This is a genomic window from Serratia sp. AS12 (genome assembly GCF_000214195.1).
GTDB classification, from domain to species: domain Bacteria; phylum Pseudomonadota; class Gammaproteobacteria; order Enterobacterales; family Enterobacteriaceae; genus Serratia; species Serratia plymuthica.
The window spans coordinates 2,480,219-2,498,389 of sequence record NC_015566.1 but is presented as its reverse complement, the minus strand read 5'-3'; the positions used below and the strand labels follow the sequence as shown (position 1 = coordinate 2,498,389).

17 protein-coding genes are annotated in these 18,171 nt (G+C 57.7%); 8 read left to right on the top strand and 9 right to left on the bottom strand.

The features are described from left to right. Window positions 1-5 precede the first annotated feature (5 nt). The 3 genes from SERAS12_RS11675 to SERAS12_RS11665 are packed head-to-tail and all read left to right on the top strand — an operon-like array spanning window position 6 to window position 2,592. Window positions 6-920, top strand: coding sequence for an ABC transporter substrate-binding protein (locus SERAS12_RS11675; RefSeq protein WP_013812844.1), 915 nt, complete (start codon window positions 6-8; stop codon window positions 918-920). Then, complete coding sequence (locus tag SERAS12_RS11670; protein ID WP_013812843.1) at window positions 917-1,834, top strand: amino acid ABC transporter permease; 918 nt, start codon at window positions 917-919, stop codon at window positions 1,832-1,834. Before SERAS12_RS11675 ends, SERAS12_RS11670 begins: the two co-directional genes overlap by 4 nt. Beyond that, a complete protein-coding gene (locus SERAS12_RS11665; RefSeq protein WP_006318796.1) occupies window positions 1,831-2,592 on the top strand; it encodes an amino acid ABC transporter ATP-binding protein in 762 nt (253 codons plus the stop codon). The genes SERAS12_RS11670 and SERAS12_RS11665 overlap by 4 nt, the downstream gene beginning before the upstream one ends. Window positions 2,593-2,632: 40 nt before the next feature. Here the strand turns inward: SERAS12_RS11665 and SERAS12_RS25565 are convergent, their stop codons facing one another. Next, a complete protein-coding gene (locus tag SERAS12_RS25565) occupies window positions 2,633-2,767 on the bottom strand; it encodes an AcrZ family multidrug efflux pump-associated protein (RefSeq protein WP_006325135.1) in 135 nt (44 codons plus the stop codon). Window positions 2,768-3,040: 273 nt separating this feature from the next. Here SERAS12_RS25565 and SERAS12_RS11655 point away from each other — a divergent pair, with 273 nt between their 5' ends. Beyond that, window positions 3,041-3,568 carry a GNAT family N-acetyltransferase gene (locus SERAS12_RS11655; RefSeq protein ID WP_013812842.1) on the top strand — a complete coding sequence of 176 codons (528 nt, stop codon included), beginning with the start codon at window positions 3,041-3,043 and terminating at the stop codon, window positions 3,566-3,568. A 136-nt stretch (window positions 3,569-3,704) separates the two neighbouring features. Next, window positions 3,705-3,917 (top strand): glycine zipper 2TM domain-containing protein, encoded by a 213-nt coding sequence (locus tag SERAS12_RS11650; RefSeq protein WP_004944210.1) that lies wholly within the window; start codon window positions 3,705-3,707, stop codon window positions 3,915-3,917. Window positions 3,918-4,578: 661 nt separating this feature from the next. Here SERAS12_RS11650 and SERAS12_RS11645 read toward each other — a convergent pair. Next, window positions 4,579-6,297 carry a penicillin-binding transpeptidase domain-containing protein gene (locus tag SERAS12_RS11645; protein ID WP_013812841.1) on the bottom strand — a complete coding sequence of 573 codons (1,719 nt, stop codon included), beginning with the start codon at window positions 6,295-6,297 and terminating at the stop codon, window positions 4,579-4,581. A gap of 102 nt (window positions 6,298-6,399) precedes the next feature. Next, a complete protein-coding gene (mrdA, locus tag SERAS12_RS11640) occupies window positions 6,400-8,325 on the bottom strand; it encodes a penicillin-binding protein 2 (protein WP_013812840.1) in 1,926 nt (641 codons plus the stop codon). Window positions 8,326-8,619: 294 nt separating this feature from the next. Between mrdA and SERAS12_RS11635 the strand changes: the two genes are divergently transcribed. Continuing rightward, complete coding sequence (locus SERAS12_RS11635; RefSeq protein ID WP_004944199.1) at window positions 8,620-8,901, top strand: YjcB family protein; 282 nt, start codon at window positions 8,620-8,622, stop codon at window positions 8,899-8,901. A gap of 7 nt (window positions 8,902-8,908) precedes the next feature. Here the strand turns inward: SERAS12_RS11635 and SERAS12_RS11630 are convergent, their stop codons facing one another. After that, window positions 8,909-9,775: a LysR family transcriptional regulator gene (locus SERAS12_RS11630; protein WP_013812839.1), complete on the bottom strand. Its 867-nt coding sequence runs from the start codon at window positions 9,773-9,775 to the stop codon at window positions 8,909-8,911. 117 nt (window positions 9,776-9,892) lie between these two features. Between SERAS12_RS11630 and SERAS12_RS11625 the strand changes: the two genes are divergently transcribed. Then, entirely contained in the window at window positions 9,893-11,419 is a 1,527-nt protein-coding gene (locus SERAS12_RS11625) for an MFS transporter (RefSeq protein ID WP_013812838.1), read from the top strand. Between the two features lie 234 nt (window positions 11,420-11,653). Beyond that, entirely contained in the window at window positions 11,654-12,442 is a 789-nt protein-coding gene (lpxA, locus tag SERAS12_RS11620) for an acyl-ACP--UDP-N-acetylglucosamine O-acyltransferase (protein ID WP_013812837.1), read from the top strand. A 12-nt stretch (window positions 12,443-12,454) separates the two neighbouring features. Here lpxA and SERAS12_RS11615 read toward each other — a convergent pair whose 3' ends face one another. The 5 genes from SERAS12_RS11615 to SERAS12_RS11595 all read right to left on the bottom strand — a co-directional run bounded on the left by SERAS12_RS11615 (window position 12,455) and on the right by SERAS12_RS11595 (window position 18,140). After that, complete coding sequence (locus SERAS12_RS11615) at window positions 12,455-13,402, bottom strand: ABC transporter ATP-binding protein (protein ID WP_013812836.1); 948 nt, start codon at window positions 13,400-13,402, stop codon at window positions 12,455-12,457. After that, the gene (locus tag SERAS12_RS11610; protein ID WP_013812835.1) at window positions 13,392-14,396 is read right to left on the bottom strand and encodes an ABC transporter ATP-binding protein; all 1,005 of its coding nucleotides are present in this window, start codon (window positions 14,394-14,396) and stop codon (window positions 13,392-13,394) included. Before SERAS12_RS11610 ends, SERAS12_RS11615 begins: the two co-directional genes overlap by 11 nt. Beyond that, window positions 14,396-15,310, bottom strand: a complete 915-nt coding sequence (gene ddpC, locus SERAS12_RS11605) for a D,D-dipeptide ABC transporter permease (protein WP_041416095.1) — start codon at window positions 15,308-15,310, stop codon at window positions 14,396-14,398. Before ddpC ends, SERAS12_RS11610 begins: the two co-directional genes overlap by 1 nt. Next, on the bottom strand, window positions 15,310-16,326 hold the full coding sequence (locus SERAS12_RS11600) for an ABC transporter permease (RefSeq protein ID WP_013812833.1): 1,017 nt from the start codon (window positions 16,324-16,326) through the stop codon (window positions 15,310-15,312). The genes ddpC and SERAS12_RS11600 overlap by 1 nt, the downstream gene beginning before the upstream one ends. Window positions 16,327-16,589: 263 nt before the next feature. After that, entirely contained in the window at window positions 16,590-18,140 is a 1,551-nt protein-coding gene (locus SERAS12_RS11595; protein ID WP_013812832.1) for an ABC transporter substrate-binding protein, read from the bottom strand. Window positions 18,141-18,171 lie beyond the last annotated feature (31 nt).

The following is an 18,171-nucleotide window of genomic DNA, read 5'->3' as shown; positions in this document are numbered from 1 at the left end:
ATACCATGAAAACTACCGTTAAACGCACTACGCTGTCCCTGCTGTTGGCTTGCGCCACCTTAGCCCCGTTGGCCACAGGTTATGCCGCCGAAGGCGATGTTCCCTTCAAGGCGGCGCTGAAAGCCAGCGCCGATCCGAAACTGCACGACAGCCTGCCTGACGCCGTCAAAAAAGCCGGCTTTATCGTGGCGGGCACTAACCCGAACACGCCGCCGACCACCTTCTACGAGGCGGACAACAAAACGCTGGCCGGGCGTGAAATCGACGTGATGAGCGCCATTGCCGATCGTCTCGGTGTCGCTATCCACTGGAAGGATACCGGCGGTTTCGACAATATCATTCCTGGTTTGAAATCCGGTCGCTACGACGTGGCACTGGCCAACATCGACGCCAACAAGAAGCGTTTCCAACAGGTTGACTTCGTCGGCTATTACAATGCCTCCAAGCTGGCGCTGATCGCCCGTAAAGATGCGGCGCTCGGCCCTTACACCGAGCTGGCGCAACTGTGCGGCCAGACCGTCGGCGCCGGTGCCGGTACCTCGCAGGTTACCCGTTTGCAGCAGGCCAGCGACCAGTGCGTCAGCGCCGGCAAACCGGCGATCACCATTCCGATCTTCCCGGACCGCCCGGCCGGCGTGCAGGCGACGATCAGCGGCCGCGTGCCGATGTTCTTCGGCCCTTATGAAGGTCTGCGCTACCAGGCGAGCCATGTTAAAGCGCTGGCGCTGGCCGGCGACATCAATATCGAAGGCACCACGGTAGCCATCGCGTTGCCAAAAGGTTCCGAACTGGTGAAACCGGTGCAGGCCGCGCTTAACTCGCTGATTGCCGATGGCAGCTACCAGAAAATCCTCGACGGTTGGGATATCGGTTTCGGCGCGGTGAAAACCGCCGGCATCAATGAAGAGATTGCAAAATGAGTGCGCAACACCCTGCCGATGATGCCGAACTGAGCATTGTCGGTCATCGGCATTACGGGCGCTGGTTCAGCGCCCTGCTCGTGCTGCTGATCGTCGGCGTTATCGCCAACTCGATGCTGCACAACCCGCGCTTCGAATGGTCGGTGGTGGCGGAAAACTTTACCGAGGCGTCCATCATCAACGGCGTGATCATGACGCTGAAGCTGACGGTCATCTCGGTGATCTTCGGTTTCGCCGGCGGCGTGCTGCTGGCATTGATGCGCCTCTCCGCCAATCCGGTGCTGGTCGCGGTAAGCTGGTTCTATACCTGGTTCTTCCGCGCGGTACCGATGCTGGTGCAACTTTTCCTGTGGTACAACATCGCCGCACTCTACCCGCGCATCAGCCTGTGGCTCCCGTTTCTGGGCGAGGTCGCCAGCGCGCCGACCAACACCGTTATCAGCACCTTCAGCGCTGCGGTGATTGCTCTGGTCATGCATCAGTCAGCCTATGCGGCAGAGATTGTGCGCGCAGGTATTCAAAGCGTGGGCAGCGGCCAACTGGAAGCCGCCAAGGCATTGGGTTATCGCCGTGGGCAGATCCTGTGGCGAGTGGTTTTGCCGCAGGCCATGCGCACCATTTTGCCACCGGCCGGCAATGAGGTGATCGGGCAGCTTAAAACCACCGCCGTGGTGTCGGTTATCGCCCTGCAAGACGTGCTGTATTCGGCGCAGATTATCTACCAACGCACCTATGAGGTGATCCCGCTGTTGCTGGTCGCCACGCTGTGGTACCTGGTGATGACCTCGATTCTGTCGATTGGCCAGCACTATGTTGAGCGCTATTTCGGTCGTGGTACTCAGGCCACGCGCGGCGGTTGGCGGTTACGCAACCGCAAGGCCCAGACCGAACTGAACCAGGGAGCAGAACAATGAGCGCAGCCATTCATATCAACCAGGTGCGTAAGTCCTTCTCCGGCACCGAAGTACTGAAAAACATCAGCCTGCAGATCCCGGCCGGCTCGGTGACGGTGATCCTCGGCCCTTCCGGCTCGGGGAAATCGACCTTGCTGCGCTGCATCAACCACCTGGAAAAGCTCGACGGCGGCACCATCCGCGTGGGTGAACAACTGATCGGTTATCGTCAGAAAGGCAAGCATCTGTATGAACTGAAGGAGCGTGAAGTCGCCGAACAGCGTAAAAGCATCGGCATGGTGTTCCAGCAGTTTAACCTGTTCCCGCACCGCACGGTGCTGGAAAACGTTACGGAAGCGCCGCTGCTGGTGAAAAAGGAAAAGAAAGCCGTGGTGGTCGAACGGGCGAAGGCCCTGCTGACCCGCGTGGGGCTGGAGCATCGCATTAACGCCTGGCCACGCGAGCTTTCCGGTGGCCAGCAGCAGCGTGTGGCGATCGCCCGCGCGCTGGCGATGAATCCCGAAGTGCTGTTGTTTGATGAGCCGACTTCCGCACTCGATCCGGAACTGGTTGGCGAAGTGTTGCAGGTGATGAAGGGCCTGACGCACTCCGGCATGACGATGGTCGTGGTCACCCATGAGATCGGTTTTGCCCGCGAAGTGGCCGATCAAATCATCTTTATGGATCAGGGGAAAGTGGTCGAAACGGGGACTGCGCAGCAGGTGCTGGATGCGCCTCAGCATGAAAGAACGCGTAACTTCCTGGCGACGGTACTCTAAATTGCATCAGGGGAGCATTGCGCTCCCCTGATCATGGAATTCAGTCTTTTTTTCTGCCGATAGCGGAGAAAACGTTGAACACTTCACCCAGACCATAAATCGAGCCCAGCAACACGGCTATCATTACCGGCACCAGGATCACCACGGTTGCCAAACTCTCAATCATTTCTAACATCGTTGTCTCCTGGTTTTTTAAGCGGAGAAAGCCATTCACAAATGAACTTGAATTTCTCCGAGATACCGCACATTTTATTGTTGGTATTTTCAATCTGTGACAAATATCACACTTGAAGATGGCTAATGTAACTTACACAGTTACATTAAAACAATGACAAAAAATGCTCTGGCAAGGCGGGATAAAGCAACGAAACATCGGTGGGACGCCAGCTCGAAAACAGGTGTCCAAGGCGCAAATAATGGCGATAGCGGCCAAATAACGGGAGCAATGATGATAACGCTGAGAATGGCGCGGCCTGCGGATGCACCGGCAATCGCTCGTCTGCACGTGCAGGTCTGGCGCAGTACCTACCAAGGGCTGGCGACGCCGGCAGCCTATGCCGCGCTGGATGAACCGAGGCGGTTGGTCCACTGGCAAGAAAAACTGCAACAGCCTGGCACAGCGCAGGTGCTGCTGGCCGAATCGGTCGGCCAGTTGGTCGGATTCTGTCTGGCCGACGCCCCTTCTCATCCGCAGTTTGGCGAGCATGCCGAGATAAAATCACTTTTCGTCAGCGACAAACATCAACGTCAGGGTATCGGCCGCAGGCTGCTCGGTGCAGCAGCAAGAGAAATGCAAAAGCTCGGCTATGGCAGCATTGCGCTGGGAGTAGTCGACGGAAATGACAGCGCCATGCGGTTTTATCAGGCATTGGGCGGTGCTCCGGCCGGCAACTATACCGATCCCGGTCCATTGTGGCGCTCCAGCAATGTGATTTACGTCTGGCCGGATATTCGCCATCTGGCGGCCCTTAAATAATATACGGCGACTCAAAATTAAGAATATTTACCTATTCTATTTTCTGCCGGAGGAATACATTCATCTCAACTTCTACCGAACGATTAATTGCCGCATTTTTAGTCAAGTAATCGATCATTTTACCAGGATAATTCTTATGAACATTAAACGTGTTGCCGGCGTGTTGGTTCTCGTAATGGCTACGCTTTCTGTCACTGCATGCGGGCATATGTCTAACCGCAATCGCAACACGGCAATCGGCGCCGGCGTAGGCGCGCTGGGTGGCGCAGTATTGACCGACGGCAGCACCCTGGGCACGCTGGGCGGGGCGGCACTGGGCGGTATTATCGGTCACCAAACCAGCCGTTAATGACAGCTGAGTAATAAAAATCTCAGGCCGGAACCTTTGTAATAAAAGACTATTCCTGCCTGAGTTAATTTTATTTTTTTTCGTCTGCTTTTTCTTCTTTTTTTAAACTCTCGTCAAACGTTGAGAGAACGATAACCGGTTATCACTGGTCTTATTCGTGCCCTCTGCATCGCTTTTCTCCGTTCAGGCAACCGGTCAAAGCCACGTCGATAAATAATGCGCGTTAGCCGCAGAAAAAATACCTTACTTAAAAAGCAGATATTGCCCCTTACACCAGGTATATAACTAATCAATGAGACTCTGCCTTAAAATCATTCACGTCATTTATTAATGAATGGTTCATAGCAAATCCATAATAAAGGCACCTAATGCCTGTGTGGCAAAATGGTGGGCGACTCGGGATAAGTAATCATTTGGCTTGCGGGCCTGTTTATTATGCAGCCTGCCGGGTAAACGAAAAGGGGCCGGAAACCGGCCCCTCAGACTGCTGACAAAGCCTGTTATTAGGGAGAGCGTGCCGAAGGGGTCGTAACGGCCTTGGCCGTCGGAGCGCCCCTCGGTGTGCTAGGCCCGAGTATCTCGGGCTCAAAGACCACTTTGTCATCAACCTCAGGGGCCGGAAACCGGCCCCTTTCTGCTTTCTATCGGCAACGCAACAACATTATCCCTTCACCTGAGAAACCACATTCAGCGGTTGAGCGTCCGGCAGAATATTCATATGCTCCAGCACCTGCGCCATGATCTTGCCGAATACCGGACCGGCTACCGAACCGCCGAAGTGCTTGCCGGCTTTCGGGTTGTTGACCATAACCACCAGCGCCACCTGCGGATCGCTGGCGGGCGCCACGCCTGCGGTGTAGTTGATATAGCCGCCGTCATATTTGCCGTTGGCCCCCATCTTCTCGGCAGTACCGGTTTTAATCGCCAACCGGTAACCCGGCACCGCGGCGCTGACCCCGCTGCCGCCCGGCAAGGCGTCGCTTTCCATCATATGCACCACGGTTTTCACCGTCTCTTCCGGCAAGATCCGCTGCCCCATGACCGGCGGCGTCACCCGCGTGATCGACAGCGGCCGATAGATGCCGTAAGAGCCGATAGCGGCATATTCCCGCGCCATTTGCAGCGGCGTCACACGCAACCCGTAGCCGAAGGAGAAAGTCGCCCGCTCGATATCGGCCCAACGTTCACGATGCTGCGGCAGATAACCACTGCTCTCGTTGCCGATGCCCAACTCGGTCGGCAGCCCCAGACCAAAACTCTTGTAGACCGCCGGTAACACGGTGGCAGGCAGCGCCAATGCGATATGCGACACCGCGATATCACTGGATTTTTGCAACACGCCGGTAATGGTCAGTTTGGACCAGTGGCCAACGTCCTTGATCAAGTGGCCGTTGACCCGGTATGGCGTGGTATCCAGCACCGTATCCGGCTTAATCAACCTATGTTCCAGCCCGACCATAACGACCACGGGTTTCACCGTCGAACCCGGTTCGAAGCTGTCGCTACTGCAAACGTTGCGAATATCTTTTACCGGCGTATTGGCATAGTTGTTCGGGTTGAACGAGGGGTAACTGGCCATACCCAGCACCTCGCCGGTACTGACTTTCACCAGCACCGCGCAGCCGGAATCGGCCTGGTTGGCCACCACGCCATCGCGGATTTGCGCAAACAGTACGTACTGTATAAATTTATCGATGCTCAGCGTAACGTTCGGCGGCGGCACGGGATCAACGCTCTTGATCACGCCAATCACTGCCCCGCTGCCGTCCTTCTGGTACACCCGCATCCCGTTCTTGCCCTGCAACAGGTGGTTGAAGCCCAGCTCAATGCCCTCCAACCCCTGATTGTCCTGCCCGACAATGCCGATCAACCCGGCGGCATCCTGGCCCATCGGATAAAAGCGGCTGAAGTCTTGCTCGGTACTGACCCCGGTCAGATGCAGCTTGCTGATGTAATTCGCGTTATCGTCTTCCACCTTGCGGGCCAGATAGACGAAACGCTTATGGGCGTTGGCCTGAATCAACCTTTGCACGTCCGTCAGCGGCATTTTCAGCACGTTGGCCAGGCTCTGCCAGCGCTCGTTGCCGGTATCGGTATGGGTGTCGAGAATATGTTTGGGATCCAGCACGATATCTTTCGAAGACACGCTCACCGCCAGCGCTTCATCATTACGGTCAGTGATCATCCCCCGGTTGGTCGGCAGCACCTGCGTGCGGATTGAACGCTGATCCGCCTGGTCCGCCAACTGCTGATGCTCCATCAGTTGCAAATAACCCACCCGGAACGCCAGCAGAAAAAAACACACCAGAATACCGGCGCAAATCCAGCCAAACCTCAGTGAGGAATAATTTTTACCGCTCTTTTTTATTAGTGGCGCCACTGTTAACCCTGCGTTTTTATTCGGATTATGTAATTATTTCAGTCTACCCTGACGGAAATCTTTAGAAGATTGCAGTTTGTAAGAAAGTAAAAACAAACGCGTTTACTGTTGCACATCCTCACTATCGTTTAACTCCGGTTTAACTTTCTGACTCTCGTCAGGCTGCGGCGCGTTGGCCGGGTCAAAAATATGGTCAAGGATTGCCCGTGCGGTTGGTCCCGCCACCACGCCGTCACCGCCGCCGTTTTCCAGAATCAGCGCCATCGCCACCCGCGGATTTTTATAGGGAGCGAACAGCGTGTAGAAAATATGGTCACGCAACCGCACCGGGATCATCTTGGCGTTATAGGTCTGATTTTCTTTCAGACTGAATACCTGTGAGGTGCCGGATTTGGCGGCGATCTGATACGGCGCGGTATGGAACAGTTTGTAACCGGTGCCGTTCGGCAAGTTGGCCATACCGTACATGCCATTGCGCACAATCCCCCAGTACGGTGATTTGGCATCGCCGATCTGTGCCGTCTGCAGCGACGGTTGATAGCGGCTCACCCGATTGCCCTGGCGCATCGAATACAGCAGATGGGGCGTTTTCACCTTGCCGTTATTGATAAGCGTGGTGAGCGCTTTCACCATCTGAATTGGCGTGGCGACCCAATACCCCTGGCCGATGCCGACCGATACGGTATCGCCCTGATACCAAGGTTTTTTATGCACCCGCTGCTTCCATTCGCGGCTGGGCAGTACGCCGCGATACTCTTCGTTGAGATCGATCCCGGTCGCCTGGCCGTAACCGAACTGGCTCAGCCAGCTGTGAATGCGATCAATGCCCATTTCAAACGCCACCTGATAAAAGAAGGTATCGGCGGACTCCTCTATCGCTTTAGTAACGTTCAGCATGCCATGGCCACTCTTCAGCCAATCGCGGTAACGGCGTTGAGTACCCGGCAACGTCCAGGTCGGCGCACCAAAGAAGCTGGTGTTGGGGGTTATCACCCCGGCGAACAGCGCAGAGGTAGCCATATAAGGCTTCACGGTGGATGCCGGCGGGTACAGCCCCTGAGTAACGCGGTTAATCAACGGCAAATCGGGGTTGGCCAATAAGGCTTTATAAGCTTTGTAGCTGATGCCTTTCACGAAAGGGTTGGGATCGTAACTGGGGCTGGACACCATCGCCAGAATGCCGCCATCGCGCGGGTCCTCAACCACCACCGCCGCTCGCTGCCCCTTCAGCACTGACTCGATATACTGCTGTAACGGCAAATCGAGCGTCAGATAGATATTTTTGCCTGCCTGCGGCGGCTGCTCTTTCAGCAGGCGTATCACGCGGCCGTGGTTATCCACCTCCACTTCCTGATATCCGGTGGTGCCATGCAGTTCCGATTCATAGTAAGCCTCAATGCCCTGCTTGCCGATGTTATGGTCGGCGGAGTAATTTTCGCCGATGCCGGCTTTATCGAGCCGTTTCACATCGCCATCGTTGATTTTCGATACATAACCCACCACGTGCGCCAGTTCGGCGCCATACGGATATTCCCGCTGCTGATAGGTGTCAATAGTCACCCCGTCAAAACGGTATTGATTGACCGCAAAACGGGCGACCTCGGTGTCGTTCAGCCCGCTTTTCAACGTCACCGGTTTATAGCGGCCGTTGTGGTGCATGTCGTCGCGGAAGGCGGCGATATCCTCAGGCGTCAGATCGACAATCGGCGTCAGCGCCTGCAACAGTGCGGCCATATTGGCGATTTTGCTGGGAATAACCTGGATCTGGTACAGAGTAATGTTACGCACCAAAGGGATGCCGTTACGATCGAATATCAGCCCGCGGCTAGGTGCAATCGGCAGCATTTTGATGTCGTTTTGATTGGAGCGCGTTTGGTAGAACGCATGTTGCTTAATCTGCAGGTGATACAGGTTGACGATCAGTGCGCCGAAGCAGGCGATCACCAACACCATCGCCACGCAGGCACGGCGAATAAACAACATTTCCTCAGCGGAATGGTCACGGATTTTTTCTTTTAAGAGGGCCATACGCAGTGCAGTACCTGTCTGACGTCACATTTTCCCCAGATAAATCAGGGTAGTGAAAAGTCGGCAAGCATAACGTTATTGGTTAACGACCCCCATTAAAAGGTTGCTAATGAAATGGCATAAATGTTTCAGCATATTGGAATGTTTCCGGGTGCCGGTTTTTATGCCGGACAGGGATTGAGCGCCCCTTTATCCCAGTGCTACAATGTGACGCAGATCACACTACTCCATTTTTGCCCGCACTGTTCTCCGGCGCCCTGCCGGCTGCGGCTTTGTCACAAAGGATCACGTTCGATGAGTACCATAGCCACGGGTTTGATTATGATGCGCTGGGAATTACTGAGCGCCGTAATGATGTTTATGGCCAGCCAGTTAAACGTCGTTTGCCGTAAAACCAGCCGTAACGGTATGGCATTCATGTTCAGCAGCCTCGGGCTGTTCACCACCTGCTGGTTCGTGATGGGTTTGATGGGCATCAGCTTCAGCCAGGAAGGATTCCTGCATTTTTGGTCAGTGACCAAAGACGTCTTTTTCGACGTGATGAGCAAAACCCCGACCGATTGGCCAATGCCCTGAGCCGCACTTAATCTCCCCCTGCGGCAGGCAACGACGCCGACATCTCCAGCAGTATTTTGCCGAATGCCTGCGCAGCCGCGCCAGGTTCCGCGCCGTTGACGATCAGGGTGAAATCGATGTCGGGCAATTCGGGTAGCCCATACTGTCCATCAACCGTTTTCATTCCCGGCGCCAGATCGCCGCTCGCCATAACGGCAATGCCCAGCCCCGCCAGCACGGCCGCCCGTAGCCCTTGTTGGCTTTGTGAGGTGAAGGCGGTGTGCCATTGGATAGCCTTGCTTTCCAGAGCGGCGATCCCGGCCTCGCGGCTGACCGACGGCGCAGGCAACAACGCCAGCGGCAACGACGTGCCCGCCAGGCTGAATGTCTCAGCCGCTACCCACACCAGTTGCGTCCGCCGCAATAGCCTGCCCTCAATGCGGTTAGCCAGCGACATCACAACGGCCAAATCCAGTTCGTTGCCCTTCACCATGCCACAAAGATCCAGCCCGATACTGACATTCACCTCCAACCTGACCGCAGGAAAAGCCCGGGCGAACTGGGCTAACAGCGGTGGCAATCGTTCCCCCAGAAAACTCTCCGTCAGGCCAAAACGCACCGCGCCGGAAACGGGTGAGGATTCAAAGCGCCGCTGCATGGCGTCGAGCGCCTGCAAAACTTGCCCGGCATGGCGCAGCAAATCTTCACCGTCTTCGGTTAGCGTCAGGCGGCGCGTAGTGCGGTGCAACAACTGTCGGCCAATCTGCTCCTCAAGCCGGCGGATCTGGTGACTGATCGCAGATTGGGTCAGATTCAGTTGCTGCGCCGCGCGCGTAAAGCCGCCGGTTTCGGTAACCGTAACGAAGGTGCGCAGCAGTGCCGGGTCAATGTTCATAGGGTGATTTCATGATGGAAATTAATTAATAACGATAAATTAAATCATTTCTATCATGCAAGTCATTTATCCAGAATGGCTGTTCGTTTCCATCACCCTCTTTTGTGGAAAAAACTCATGACGCTCTCTCACGCCAGTAAAAACAGACTGGCATTAACGGCAATATGCCTCGCCGCGTTGATGTTCGGCCTGGAAATCTCCAGCGTACCGGTCATACTGCCGACGCTGGAACAGGTATTACACAGTGATTTCAGTGATATGCAATGGATTATGAATGCCTACACCCTGGCCTGCACCGCAGTGATGATGGCCACCGGAACGCTGTCTGACCGTTTTGGCCGCCGGCGAGTTTTCATCATCGCCATTGCCGCTTTTGGCCTCACCTCCTTACTTTGCGGCCTGGCCAACGGCTCGACGATGCTGATCGTGGGCCGCTTTATGCAAGGCATGGCGGGCGGCGCCATGTTGATTTGCCAGGTGGCAGCATTGTCGCATCAGTTTCAGAACGGCAAACAGCGTGGCCAGGCCTTCGGCATTTGGGGCGTCGTTTTTGGCATTGGTTTAGGGTTTGGGCCGGCGATCGGCGGCGTTATCGTGGCGATCGCCAACTGGCAGTGGGTATTTTTGATTCATGTGGTCATCGCCGTTCTGACCCTGTTACTGGTGATTTTCAGCGTGCAAGAATCCCGCGATCCTCAGGCGGCAAAACTGGATAGTCTGGGGATCGTCACATTGTCTTTGTCGGTTTTTGGGTTGGTCTATTTTATCACTCAGGGGGCGGGGTTCGGTTTCACCAGCGTTCGCGCCGGGGGGATTCTTCTGGCTGCAGCCCTCAGCCTGCTGCTGTTTATCGGGGTTGAGAGACGCAGCCCCTATCCGATGATTGAGTTTTCCGTGTTCAGGAATCGGCAATTTTCCGGGGCGCTGATGGGATCCATCGGCATGAATTTCAGCTTCTGGCCCTTTATGATCTACCTGCCGCTCTATTTTCAAATTGGGCTGGGTTATGACAGCCTGACCACAGGTTTGTCGCTGCTCGCCTATACGCTTCCCACGCTTGTCTTCCCCCCGGTGGGCGAGCGATTGGCTCTGCGTTACCGCCCTGGAACCGTGATCCCCGCGGGGTTATTCGCGCTTGGGTTGGGCTTCCTGCTGATGAAATCAGGTAGCAGCGGCGAACATGCCGGCGGATTGGCTATGCTGCCGGGGTTACTTATCGCCGGCATCGGCCTGGGGATCACCAATACCCCGGTGACCAACACCACCACAGGTTCGGTGTCGAATGCCCGTGCCGGCATGGCCTCCGGGATAGACATGAGCGCCAGAATGATCGCGTTGGCTGTCAATATTGCCGTCATGGGTTTTATCTTGCTGGCGGGCGTTGACGTTTACCTGCGACAAACGCTGCCCGAATCGTTCGGTACCTTGCCGCTACGTTCGGTGGCGGAGCAGATAGTGGCGGGTAATCTCACCGCGTTGAAAACACTCCCCGAATGGGATGCCTTGGCCCCCTTGGTTCATGCTGCGTTGACGCAAAGTTTTGGCCTGGTGATGCTGTACGGCGGCCTCGGTGCCTGGGCGTTGGCTGCGGCCAGCCTGATGATTTTCGCCCCCTGGAAAACTGCAGCCGCACTCCCCCGGTAATAACATCTCGTTATTACTGAATGGTTCATAAAATAAATAAAATATAATCGGGTGGTCTGAGACCGGCAGGGGCTTATGCTGGCCTCAGACAACTTTGTTGCACCTGGTCCAGAGGCAAGCCCTCATGCCCGCACTTTCTTGTTTTTCCCCTGATTAATCCAGAATCCGGCTTAATAGTTAACCGATGTCTGGCCTGGCTGAAGGATACGCCACGCGCCGCCATCAGGAAGCAGCATGATTTCTCCTTCTGCCCGTATTGCCGCCAGCAGCGTGATTGAGCCTGGCGTGATTATCGGTGCGCGCGTGCGCATCGGCCCTTTTTGCTTCATCACCGCCGGCGTTGAGATTGGCGAAGGCACCTCTATCGCCTCCCACGTGGTGATTAACGGCCTGACGCGCATCGGCCGCGACAACGTCATCGACCAGTTTTCTTCGATCGGCGAAGCCGGCCAGGACCTGAAATACGCCGGTGAACCGACCACGCTCGCCCTCGGCAATCGCAACCGCATCGGCAAATACGCCACCCTGCATCGCGGCACCGCACAAGGCTGCCGCCACACCGCGATCGGCGATGACAACCATCTGCAGGATAATGTGCATATTGCTCACGACTGCATCATTGGCAACGCCACGCATATCGGCAATAACAGCGGGCTGGCCGGGCATGTGGAATTGGGCGACGGCGGTTGGGTCGGCGCGCGTTGTGCGGTGCATCAATTTTGCATTATCGGTGCCCACGCACGATTGGCCGACGGTACCCTCGCGGTGCAGGATCTGCCGCCATTCGTCCAGGCTGGCGGCAACCGCGCCAAACCGGATGGCCTGCATCTGCTGGCACCGGCCTTTCTGGCCGCCGACGAGCAACAGCAGCGGGTTATTCATTCGCTTTACGCTATGTTGTATCACCAGGCGATGGCGCTGGAAGACGTGCGGCAAGAAGCCGCCCGCCTCAGCGTGGAATACCCGTTACTGCGGCTGTTCACTGATTTTTTTACCCGCTCTGCGCGGGGCATCATTCGCTGAACGCTGTGGCCGTCACGCCACTTTATGACAGCGCACCGCCGTGCCCCCCAGATTCACCCGCAGCGTTTGCGGCATCTGGCAGCCTTCCCCGGCGTAGGGACAACGCTCACGGAAAAAACACCCCAGCGGCAACTGGCGATTGCCCGGTAACTCCCCTTTGCGATCTTCAATCGTGCTGTCGCTCAGCAAACGCCCGGCGCGCGGTACCGAATCCAGCAGCAGCCGGGTATAAGGGTGCTGCGGCTGGCGCAAGACCTGCGCAGTGGGCCCCAGCTCAACGATTTGCCCCAAATACATCACCGCCACCCGATCGCTCATGTGCTGAACCACCGAAACGTTATGCGAGATCAGCACATAGGTCAGATTGCGCTGGCGTTGCAGCTCCACCAACAGGTTGAGGATCTGCGCCTGCACCGAGATATCCAGCGCCGACGTTGGTTCGTCCAGCACGATGATATCCGGTTGCGAGGACAGCGCGCGGGCGATGGAGATACGTTGGCGCTGACCACCGGAAAACTCATGCGGCAGCCGGTCAATAGACTCCGGCCGCAGCCCAACCTGTTGCACCAGTTCTGCCGCCAGCGCCCGCCGCTCTGCCACGCCGTTATGCTGCTGCACGTAGACCGGCTCGGTGATAATGCGCCATACCGGCAACCGCGGGTCGAGCGACGACTGCGGATCCTGAAACACCATCTGCATGCCGCTGCCAAACCAGGAACCGCCGGAACGGGCGCGCAGCAGCTCACCGCTGCTGGGCTTCAGCAATCCCATCAGCAGTTGCGCCAAGGTGCTTTTGCCGCAGCCGGATTCGCCGACGATCCCCAGGGTCTCGCCGCGCATGATGTTGAGATCCAGCCCGTTGAGCGCATGGACATATTCTCTCGGCTTACCGCGCCAGTTATAGCTAGCGGGAAAGCGCAGCCGTACGTCGCGCAGTTCCAGTAACGCTTCAACGTTCATTTTGCACCTCCAGATCGATAGACTGCGGATGCCAGCAGGCCACCCGTTGCGTCGGGTCAGCGGCTAAAGGCGCCAACTGCGGCGTTTGTCGGCATTGGCCGCTGGCGTAGCTGCAGCGGTTGCTGAATGCGCAACCCGGCGGCAACGCGCTCAAATTGGGCACCGTACCGGGAATGGCCCGCAGCAGGCTGCGCGGTTCGGCACGTTCCGGTGCCGCCAGCAACAACCCAATGGAATACGGGTGACGCGGGTGGTCAATCACCCGCGCCGTGGCGCCGCTTTCAATCACGTGCCCGGCGTACATCACGTACACCCGGTCGCAGAGCTGCGACACCACCGCCATATCGTGAGTAATAAACAGCACCGCCGTGCCGCTGGCGCGAGCCTTCTGTTGCAGCAGGCGCAGCACCTGCCGCTGCACCGTAACATCCAGTGCCGTGGTCGGTTCGTCGGCGATAATCAACTCCGGTTCGCAGGAAAACGCCATGGCGATCAGCACCCGTTGGCGCATGCCGCCCGACAGCTCGAACGGATAGCGCTCCATCACCCGTTCCGCATCGGCAATTTGCATTTCACGCAGCAACTGGATCGCCTTGTCACGCGCCTGCCGCGCCGACAGCCGCTGGTGCAGGCGGATCACCTCGCACATCTGGCGGCCGATTTGCCGCGTCGGGTTCAGCGCACTCATCGGCTCCTGAAAAATCATCGACACCCGGGCACCGCGCAGTTGGCGCATTTGCCGCTCGCTGGCGCTGAGCACGTCGGTGCCCAATACCTCCAGCTTGCCGCCGGTCACGTTGTAACCGTCCTCGGCCAGCAGGCGCAGGGTCATCATTGCCGTCACCGATTTGCCGGAACCGGATTCCCCCACCACGCCGACGATTTCGCCGGCCTTGACCTGCAACGAGACGCGGTTGAGCGCCTTGACGCTGCCGCCATAGACCGGGAATTCCAGTTGCAGCTCATCAATCGATAAAACCGTAGTGTCACTCATCAACGCCCCCGGGTTTTAGGATCCAGCAGGTCGCGCAGACCGTCGCCGAACAGGTTGAAGCCGGTGGCGGTGATCAGGATCGCCGTACCGGGAAAGGCCGAATACCACCACTGGTCGAGCACATAGTTACGGCCGTTGGCCACCATGGCGCCCCATTCCGCGGTCGGTTGCTGGGCACCAAGGCCGATAAAGCCCAGCGTGGCGGCCATCAGGATGGCGGTACCGATATCCAGCGATGCCTGCACCACCAACGGCGGCATGACGTTGCGAAGGACATGCCAGCCGATCAAATGCCAGCGCGAGGCGCCAAAAGTGCGCGCCGCCTGCATATAAGCCTGATGCCGCAGCGTCAGCGTCTGCCCGCGCGCCAGCCGCACGTAAAACGGAATGCGCACCACCGCAATCGCCAGCATGGCGTTGAACAGGCTTGGCCCCAGCGCGGCCGCCAGCGCCATGGTCAACACCAGCGAAGGCACCGACAGCATGATGTCCATGCAGCGCATGATCAACGCATCCACCGTACCGCCCATCACGCCGGAGAAACAACCGAGCAGCGAGCCAATTCCGCCCGCCAGCACCACTACCGCCAGCCCGGCGGCTACCGACTGCCGGCTGCCGACCAACACCCGGCTGAACAGGTCGCGGCCCACTTCGTCGGTGCCGAACCAGTGTTCGGCCGAAGGCGGCAGCAACCGTGCGGTCAGGTCAATGGCATCCGGATTGTGCGGTGCCAGCCAGGGTGAAAACAGCATCAAAAACAGCACGCAGAACATGATGGCGGCGCCCAACAGCGTCAGCGGGCTGCGCCGCACCCGATACCAGGCGCGCCGCGCGCCGACAAAGCGCAACACAGGTTCCGCCGCCGGCGGTTGCTCGATTTGAGACGGCGGTTGTTCAAATTGAGACATAGTCATTAGCCCTCGCGCCCCATTCGCGGGTCGATCCACAGGTAAAGCAGATCGACGATCAAATTAACTATCACATAGGCAAAGGACACCACCACGGCAAAGCCCATCACCGCCGGGAAATCCAGCGCCTGAATGGAGTCCACCACGTAAGCGCCCATGCCCGGCCAGGCGAATACCGTTTCGGTCAGTACCGCGCCGTACAGCAAATCCCCCAAAGCCAGCCCCAGCACCGTCACCGAGGGGATCAGCGCGTTCGGCAGCGCATGGCCGAGCACCACTCGCCAATGCGAAAGGCCATTGGCGCGTGCGGTGCGGATATAGTCTTCGCCCAGTTGTTCAAGCATCGCCGAGCGGATTTGCCGCGCCACCACCCCGAGATGTACGAACGCCAGGGTCAGCGCCGGCAGGATCAGGTGCTGCAGGCTGTTCCAAAACGCTTCGCCGTTGCCGGTCAGCAGAGAATCCAGCAGGTAGAACCCGGTAATATGGGTGGGCGGATCCAGCCAATCGTCCAGCCTGCCGCCGCCGGGCAAGACGTTCAGTTGGCCGTAAAACAAAATGATCACCCCCAGCCCCAGCCAGAACGCCGGCGTGGAGATGCCGGTCACCGACAGCAGGCGCACCAGATGGTCGGGCCATTTATTGCGGTAAACCGCCGACAGCACGCCGAGCGGCACTCCCAGCGCGATCGCCAGCAGCAAGGCGCAAAACGCCAGCTCCAGCGTCGCCGGGAAGAAGGCGCGCAGGTCGTCCAGTACCGGCCGCCCGGTGCGGATAGACGTGCCCAGATCGCCGTGAAGCAGATCCAGCACATAGCGGCCAAACTGCACGTATAACGGCTGGTCCAGCCCCAGTTGCTGGCGAATATGCTGGACAATTTCCTCGCTGGCGCGATCGCCGGCCAGCAGCCGCGCCGGATCGCCGGGGATCAGGTGCGAGATGGTAAAGGTGATGACACACACCCCGAACATCACCAGCACCAGCCCCCAGCAGCGCTGGCGGATAAGGCTCCAAACGTTCATAGTCGTTTCCCGTGGCGCAAGGGGGCAGCCAAAGGGCTGCCCGAATTTGATTGCACAATTGTCTTTATGTCCGAGATACCCGGGCCTAGCGCACCGAGGGGCCATTATGGGACACATCCCTGTGTCCCACCCTTCGGGCCGACATGAAGTCGTTCCAATTTGCTCCCGGCAAATGGGTCGGCGGCAAGCCGCTACGACCCCTTCGGCACGCTCTCCCTAATAATGGGCTTTGGCAATCCTCTGAATAATTAGCCGAAAGAGAATTACTTGCTCATCTGCCCAACGTTGAACACCTGTTCCAGCATCGGGTTATACACAAAGCCCTTCACCTCTTTGTTCATCGCCACCTGATAGTTTTTCTGGAACAGATAGACATAGGCCGCCTGGTCGATGACGATTTTCTGCGCCGCCTGATAATCGGCGGTGCGCACTTGCTGATCGGACACCGAAACCGCTTTTTTCAACAGCGCATCCACCTGCGGATCGCTGTAGAACGAGCGGTTGCCCGGCAGCCCTTTTTTGTCGGATTCGAACCAGTAGTTCATGAACATATACGGGTCGGCGAAGTCCGGGCTCCAGTTGCCGATGGCGATGTCGTAATTGCCCTGGCCGATGCGATCGCGCATGGTGGCGTTAGCCAGCTTCTCCAGTTTGACGTTAATGCCTACCGTCGCCAGGCTGGCCTGCACCGAGAGCGCTATCGCCTCCCAGTTCGGATCGCTGACCGAATACAGGAAGTTCAGCGACGCCGGCTTGTCTTTCACCGCCGCCAGCGCGGCCTTGGCCTTGTCCGCATCCAGACTGTACTGCTGTGCGGCGGCGTCGTAACCCCACATGCCTTCCGGGATCGGCCCGCGCATCTGTTTGCCGTTACCGCCAAGAATGCCCTTCACCATGCCCTGATAGTCCACCGCATAAGAGATGGCGCGGCGCAGATCCACCTGATTCAGCGGCGCTTTGCCGTTGTTCAGGTACAGATAAGTGACGCGCAACGAAGGAAACTCATTGACCGCCACCTTGTTTTCGCTTTTCAGCGCCGTGAGCTGGTCGATGGGCAGAGATTCGGCGATGTCCAGATCGCCGCGCGTCAATTGCAGGCGGCGGGTGGCGCTTTCGGCGATGATTTTCACCGTTACGCGTTTGAACGCCGGTTTGGCGCCGCCGTAATGCGGATTTGGCACCAGCACCAACTGCTGGCCCTTCTGCCAGCGATCCAGCTTGTAAGGACCGGAACCTGCGCTGTGATTCGCCAGCCAGGCTTTGCCTCCGTCGCTCGGATTGGCCTTGGCGATCGCCGGGTTGACGATGCCGGCGCCGTCATTGGCCAGCGTGTAGAGGAACGGGGCAAACGGCGTTTTCAGCGTGAAACGCACCGTCAGCGGATCCACAACCGTCACCTGCAGATCTTTCGGGAAGGCTTCTGACGGCCCCTGGCCGATCTTCATCAGCCGCTCAAACGACCATTTCACCGCCTCGGCGTTAACCTCGCTGCCGTCGTCAAACTTGTTGCCCGGCTTGAGCTTAAAGGTCCAGACAAGTTGATCGTCCGAAGCGGCCCAGCTTTCCGCCAGTTCGCCTTCAACCTGGGTGGAGCCTTTGCCGCTCTCGGTTTTGTATTGCACCAACCGCTGGTAGGCAGGGTAAGTTACCGTCCAATCGTTGTTATCGATGGTCACGGCCGGATCCAGCGTCTGCGGGTCGGCCGCTTTGCCGATCACCAGCATATCCTTTGGCACCGCCGCCTGCGCCGGAACCAAACCGGCCAGACCCACAGTGACTGCCACCGCCAGCGCGGCGTATTTAACTTTGCTCATAAACTGACTCCTGGTGTGTTGAAGGTGCGTC

Excerpts from the sequence above, each read along its gene's own strand:
- SERAS12_RS25565 (WP_006325135.1), bottom strand. The coding sequence starts at position 2,767 with ATGTTAGAAATGATTGAGAGTTTGGCAACCGTGGTGATCCTGGTGCCG.
- SERAS12_RS11630 (WP_013812839.1), bottom strand. The coding sequence starts at position 9,775 with ATGAACATTGACCCGGCACTGCTGCGCACCTTCGTTACGGTTACCGAA.
- SERAS12_RS11625 (WP_013812838.1), top strand. The coding sequence starts at position 9,893 with ATGACGCTCTCTCACGCCAGTAAAAACAGACTGGCATTAACGGCAATA.
- SERAS12_RS11635 (WP_004944199.1), top strand. The coding sequence starts at position 8,620 with ATGAGTACCATAGCCACGGGTTTGATTATGATGCGCTGGGAATTACTG.
- SERAS12_RS11600 (WP_013812833.1), bottom strand. The coding sequence starts at position 16,326 with ATGAACGTTTGGAGCCTTATCCGCCAGCGCTGCTGGGGGCTGGTGCTG.
- SERAS12_RS11670 (WP_013812843.1), top strand. The coding sequence starts at position 917 with ATGAGTGCGCAACACCCTGCCGATGATGCCGAACTGAGCATTGTCGGT.
- ddpC (WP_041416095.1), bottom strand. The coding sequence starts at position 15,310 with ATGACTATGTCTCAATTTGAACAACCGCCGTCTCAAATCGAGCAACCG.
- lpxA (WP_013812837.1), top strand. The coding sequence starts at position 11,654 with ATGATTTCTCCTTCTGCCCGTATTGCCGCCAGCAGCGTGATTGAGCCT.
- SERAS12_RS11615 (WP_013812836.1), bottom strand. The coding sequence starts at position 13,402 with ATGAACGTTGAAGCGTTACTGGAACTGCGCGACGTACGGCTGCGCTTT.
- SERAS12_RS11665 (WP_006318796.1), top strand. The coding sequence starts at position 1,831 with ATGAGCGCAGCCATTCATATCAACCAGGTGCGTAAGTCCTTCTCCGGC.
- SERAS12_RS11675 (WP_013812844.1), top strand. The coding sequence starts at position 6 with ATGAAAACTACCGTTAAACGCACTACGCTGTCCCTGCTGTTGGCTTGC.
- SERAS12_RS11650 (WP_004944210.1), top strand. The coding sequence starts at position 3,705 with ATGAACATTAAACGTGTTGCCGGCGTGTTGGTTCTCGTAATGGCTACG.
- SERAS12_RS11595 (WP_013812832.1), bottom strand. The coding sequence starts at position 18,140 with ATGAGCAAAGTTAAATACGCCGCGCTGGCGGTGGCAGTCACTGTGGGT.
- SERAS12_RS11610 (WP_013812835.1), bottom strand. The coding sequence starts at position 14,396 with ATGAGTGACACTACGGTTTTATCGATTGATGAGCTGCAACTGGAATTC.
- mrdA (WP_013812840.1), bottom strand. The coding sequence starts at position 8,325 with ATGGCCCTCTTAAAAGAAAAAATCCGTGACCATTCCGCTGAGGAAATG.
- SERAS12_RS11655 (WP_013812842.1), top strand. The coding sequence starts at position 3,041 with ATGATAACGCTGAGAATGGCGCGGCCTGCGGATGCACCGGCAATCGCT.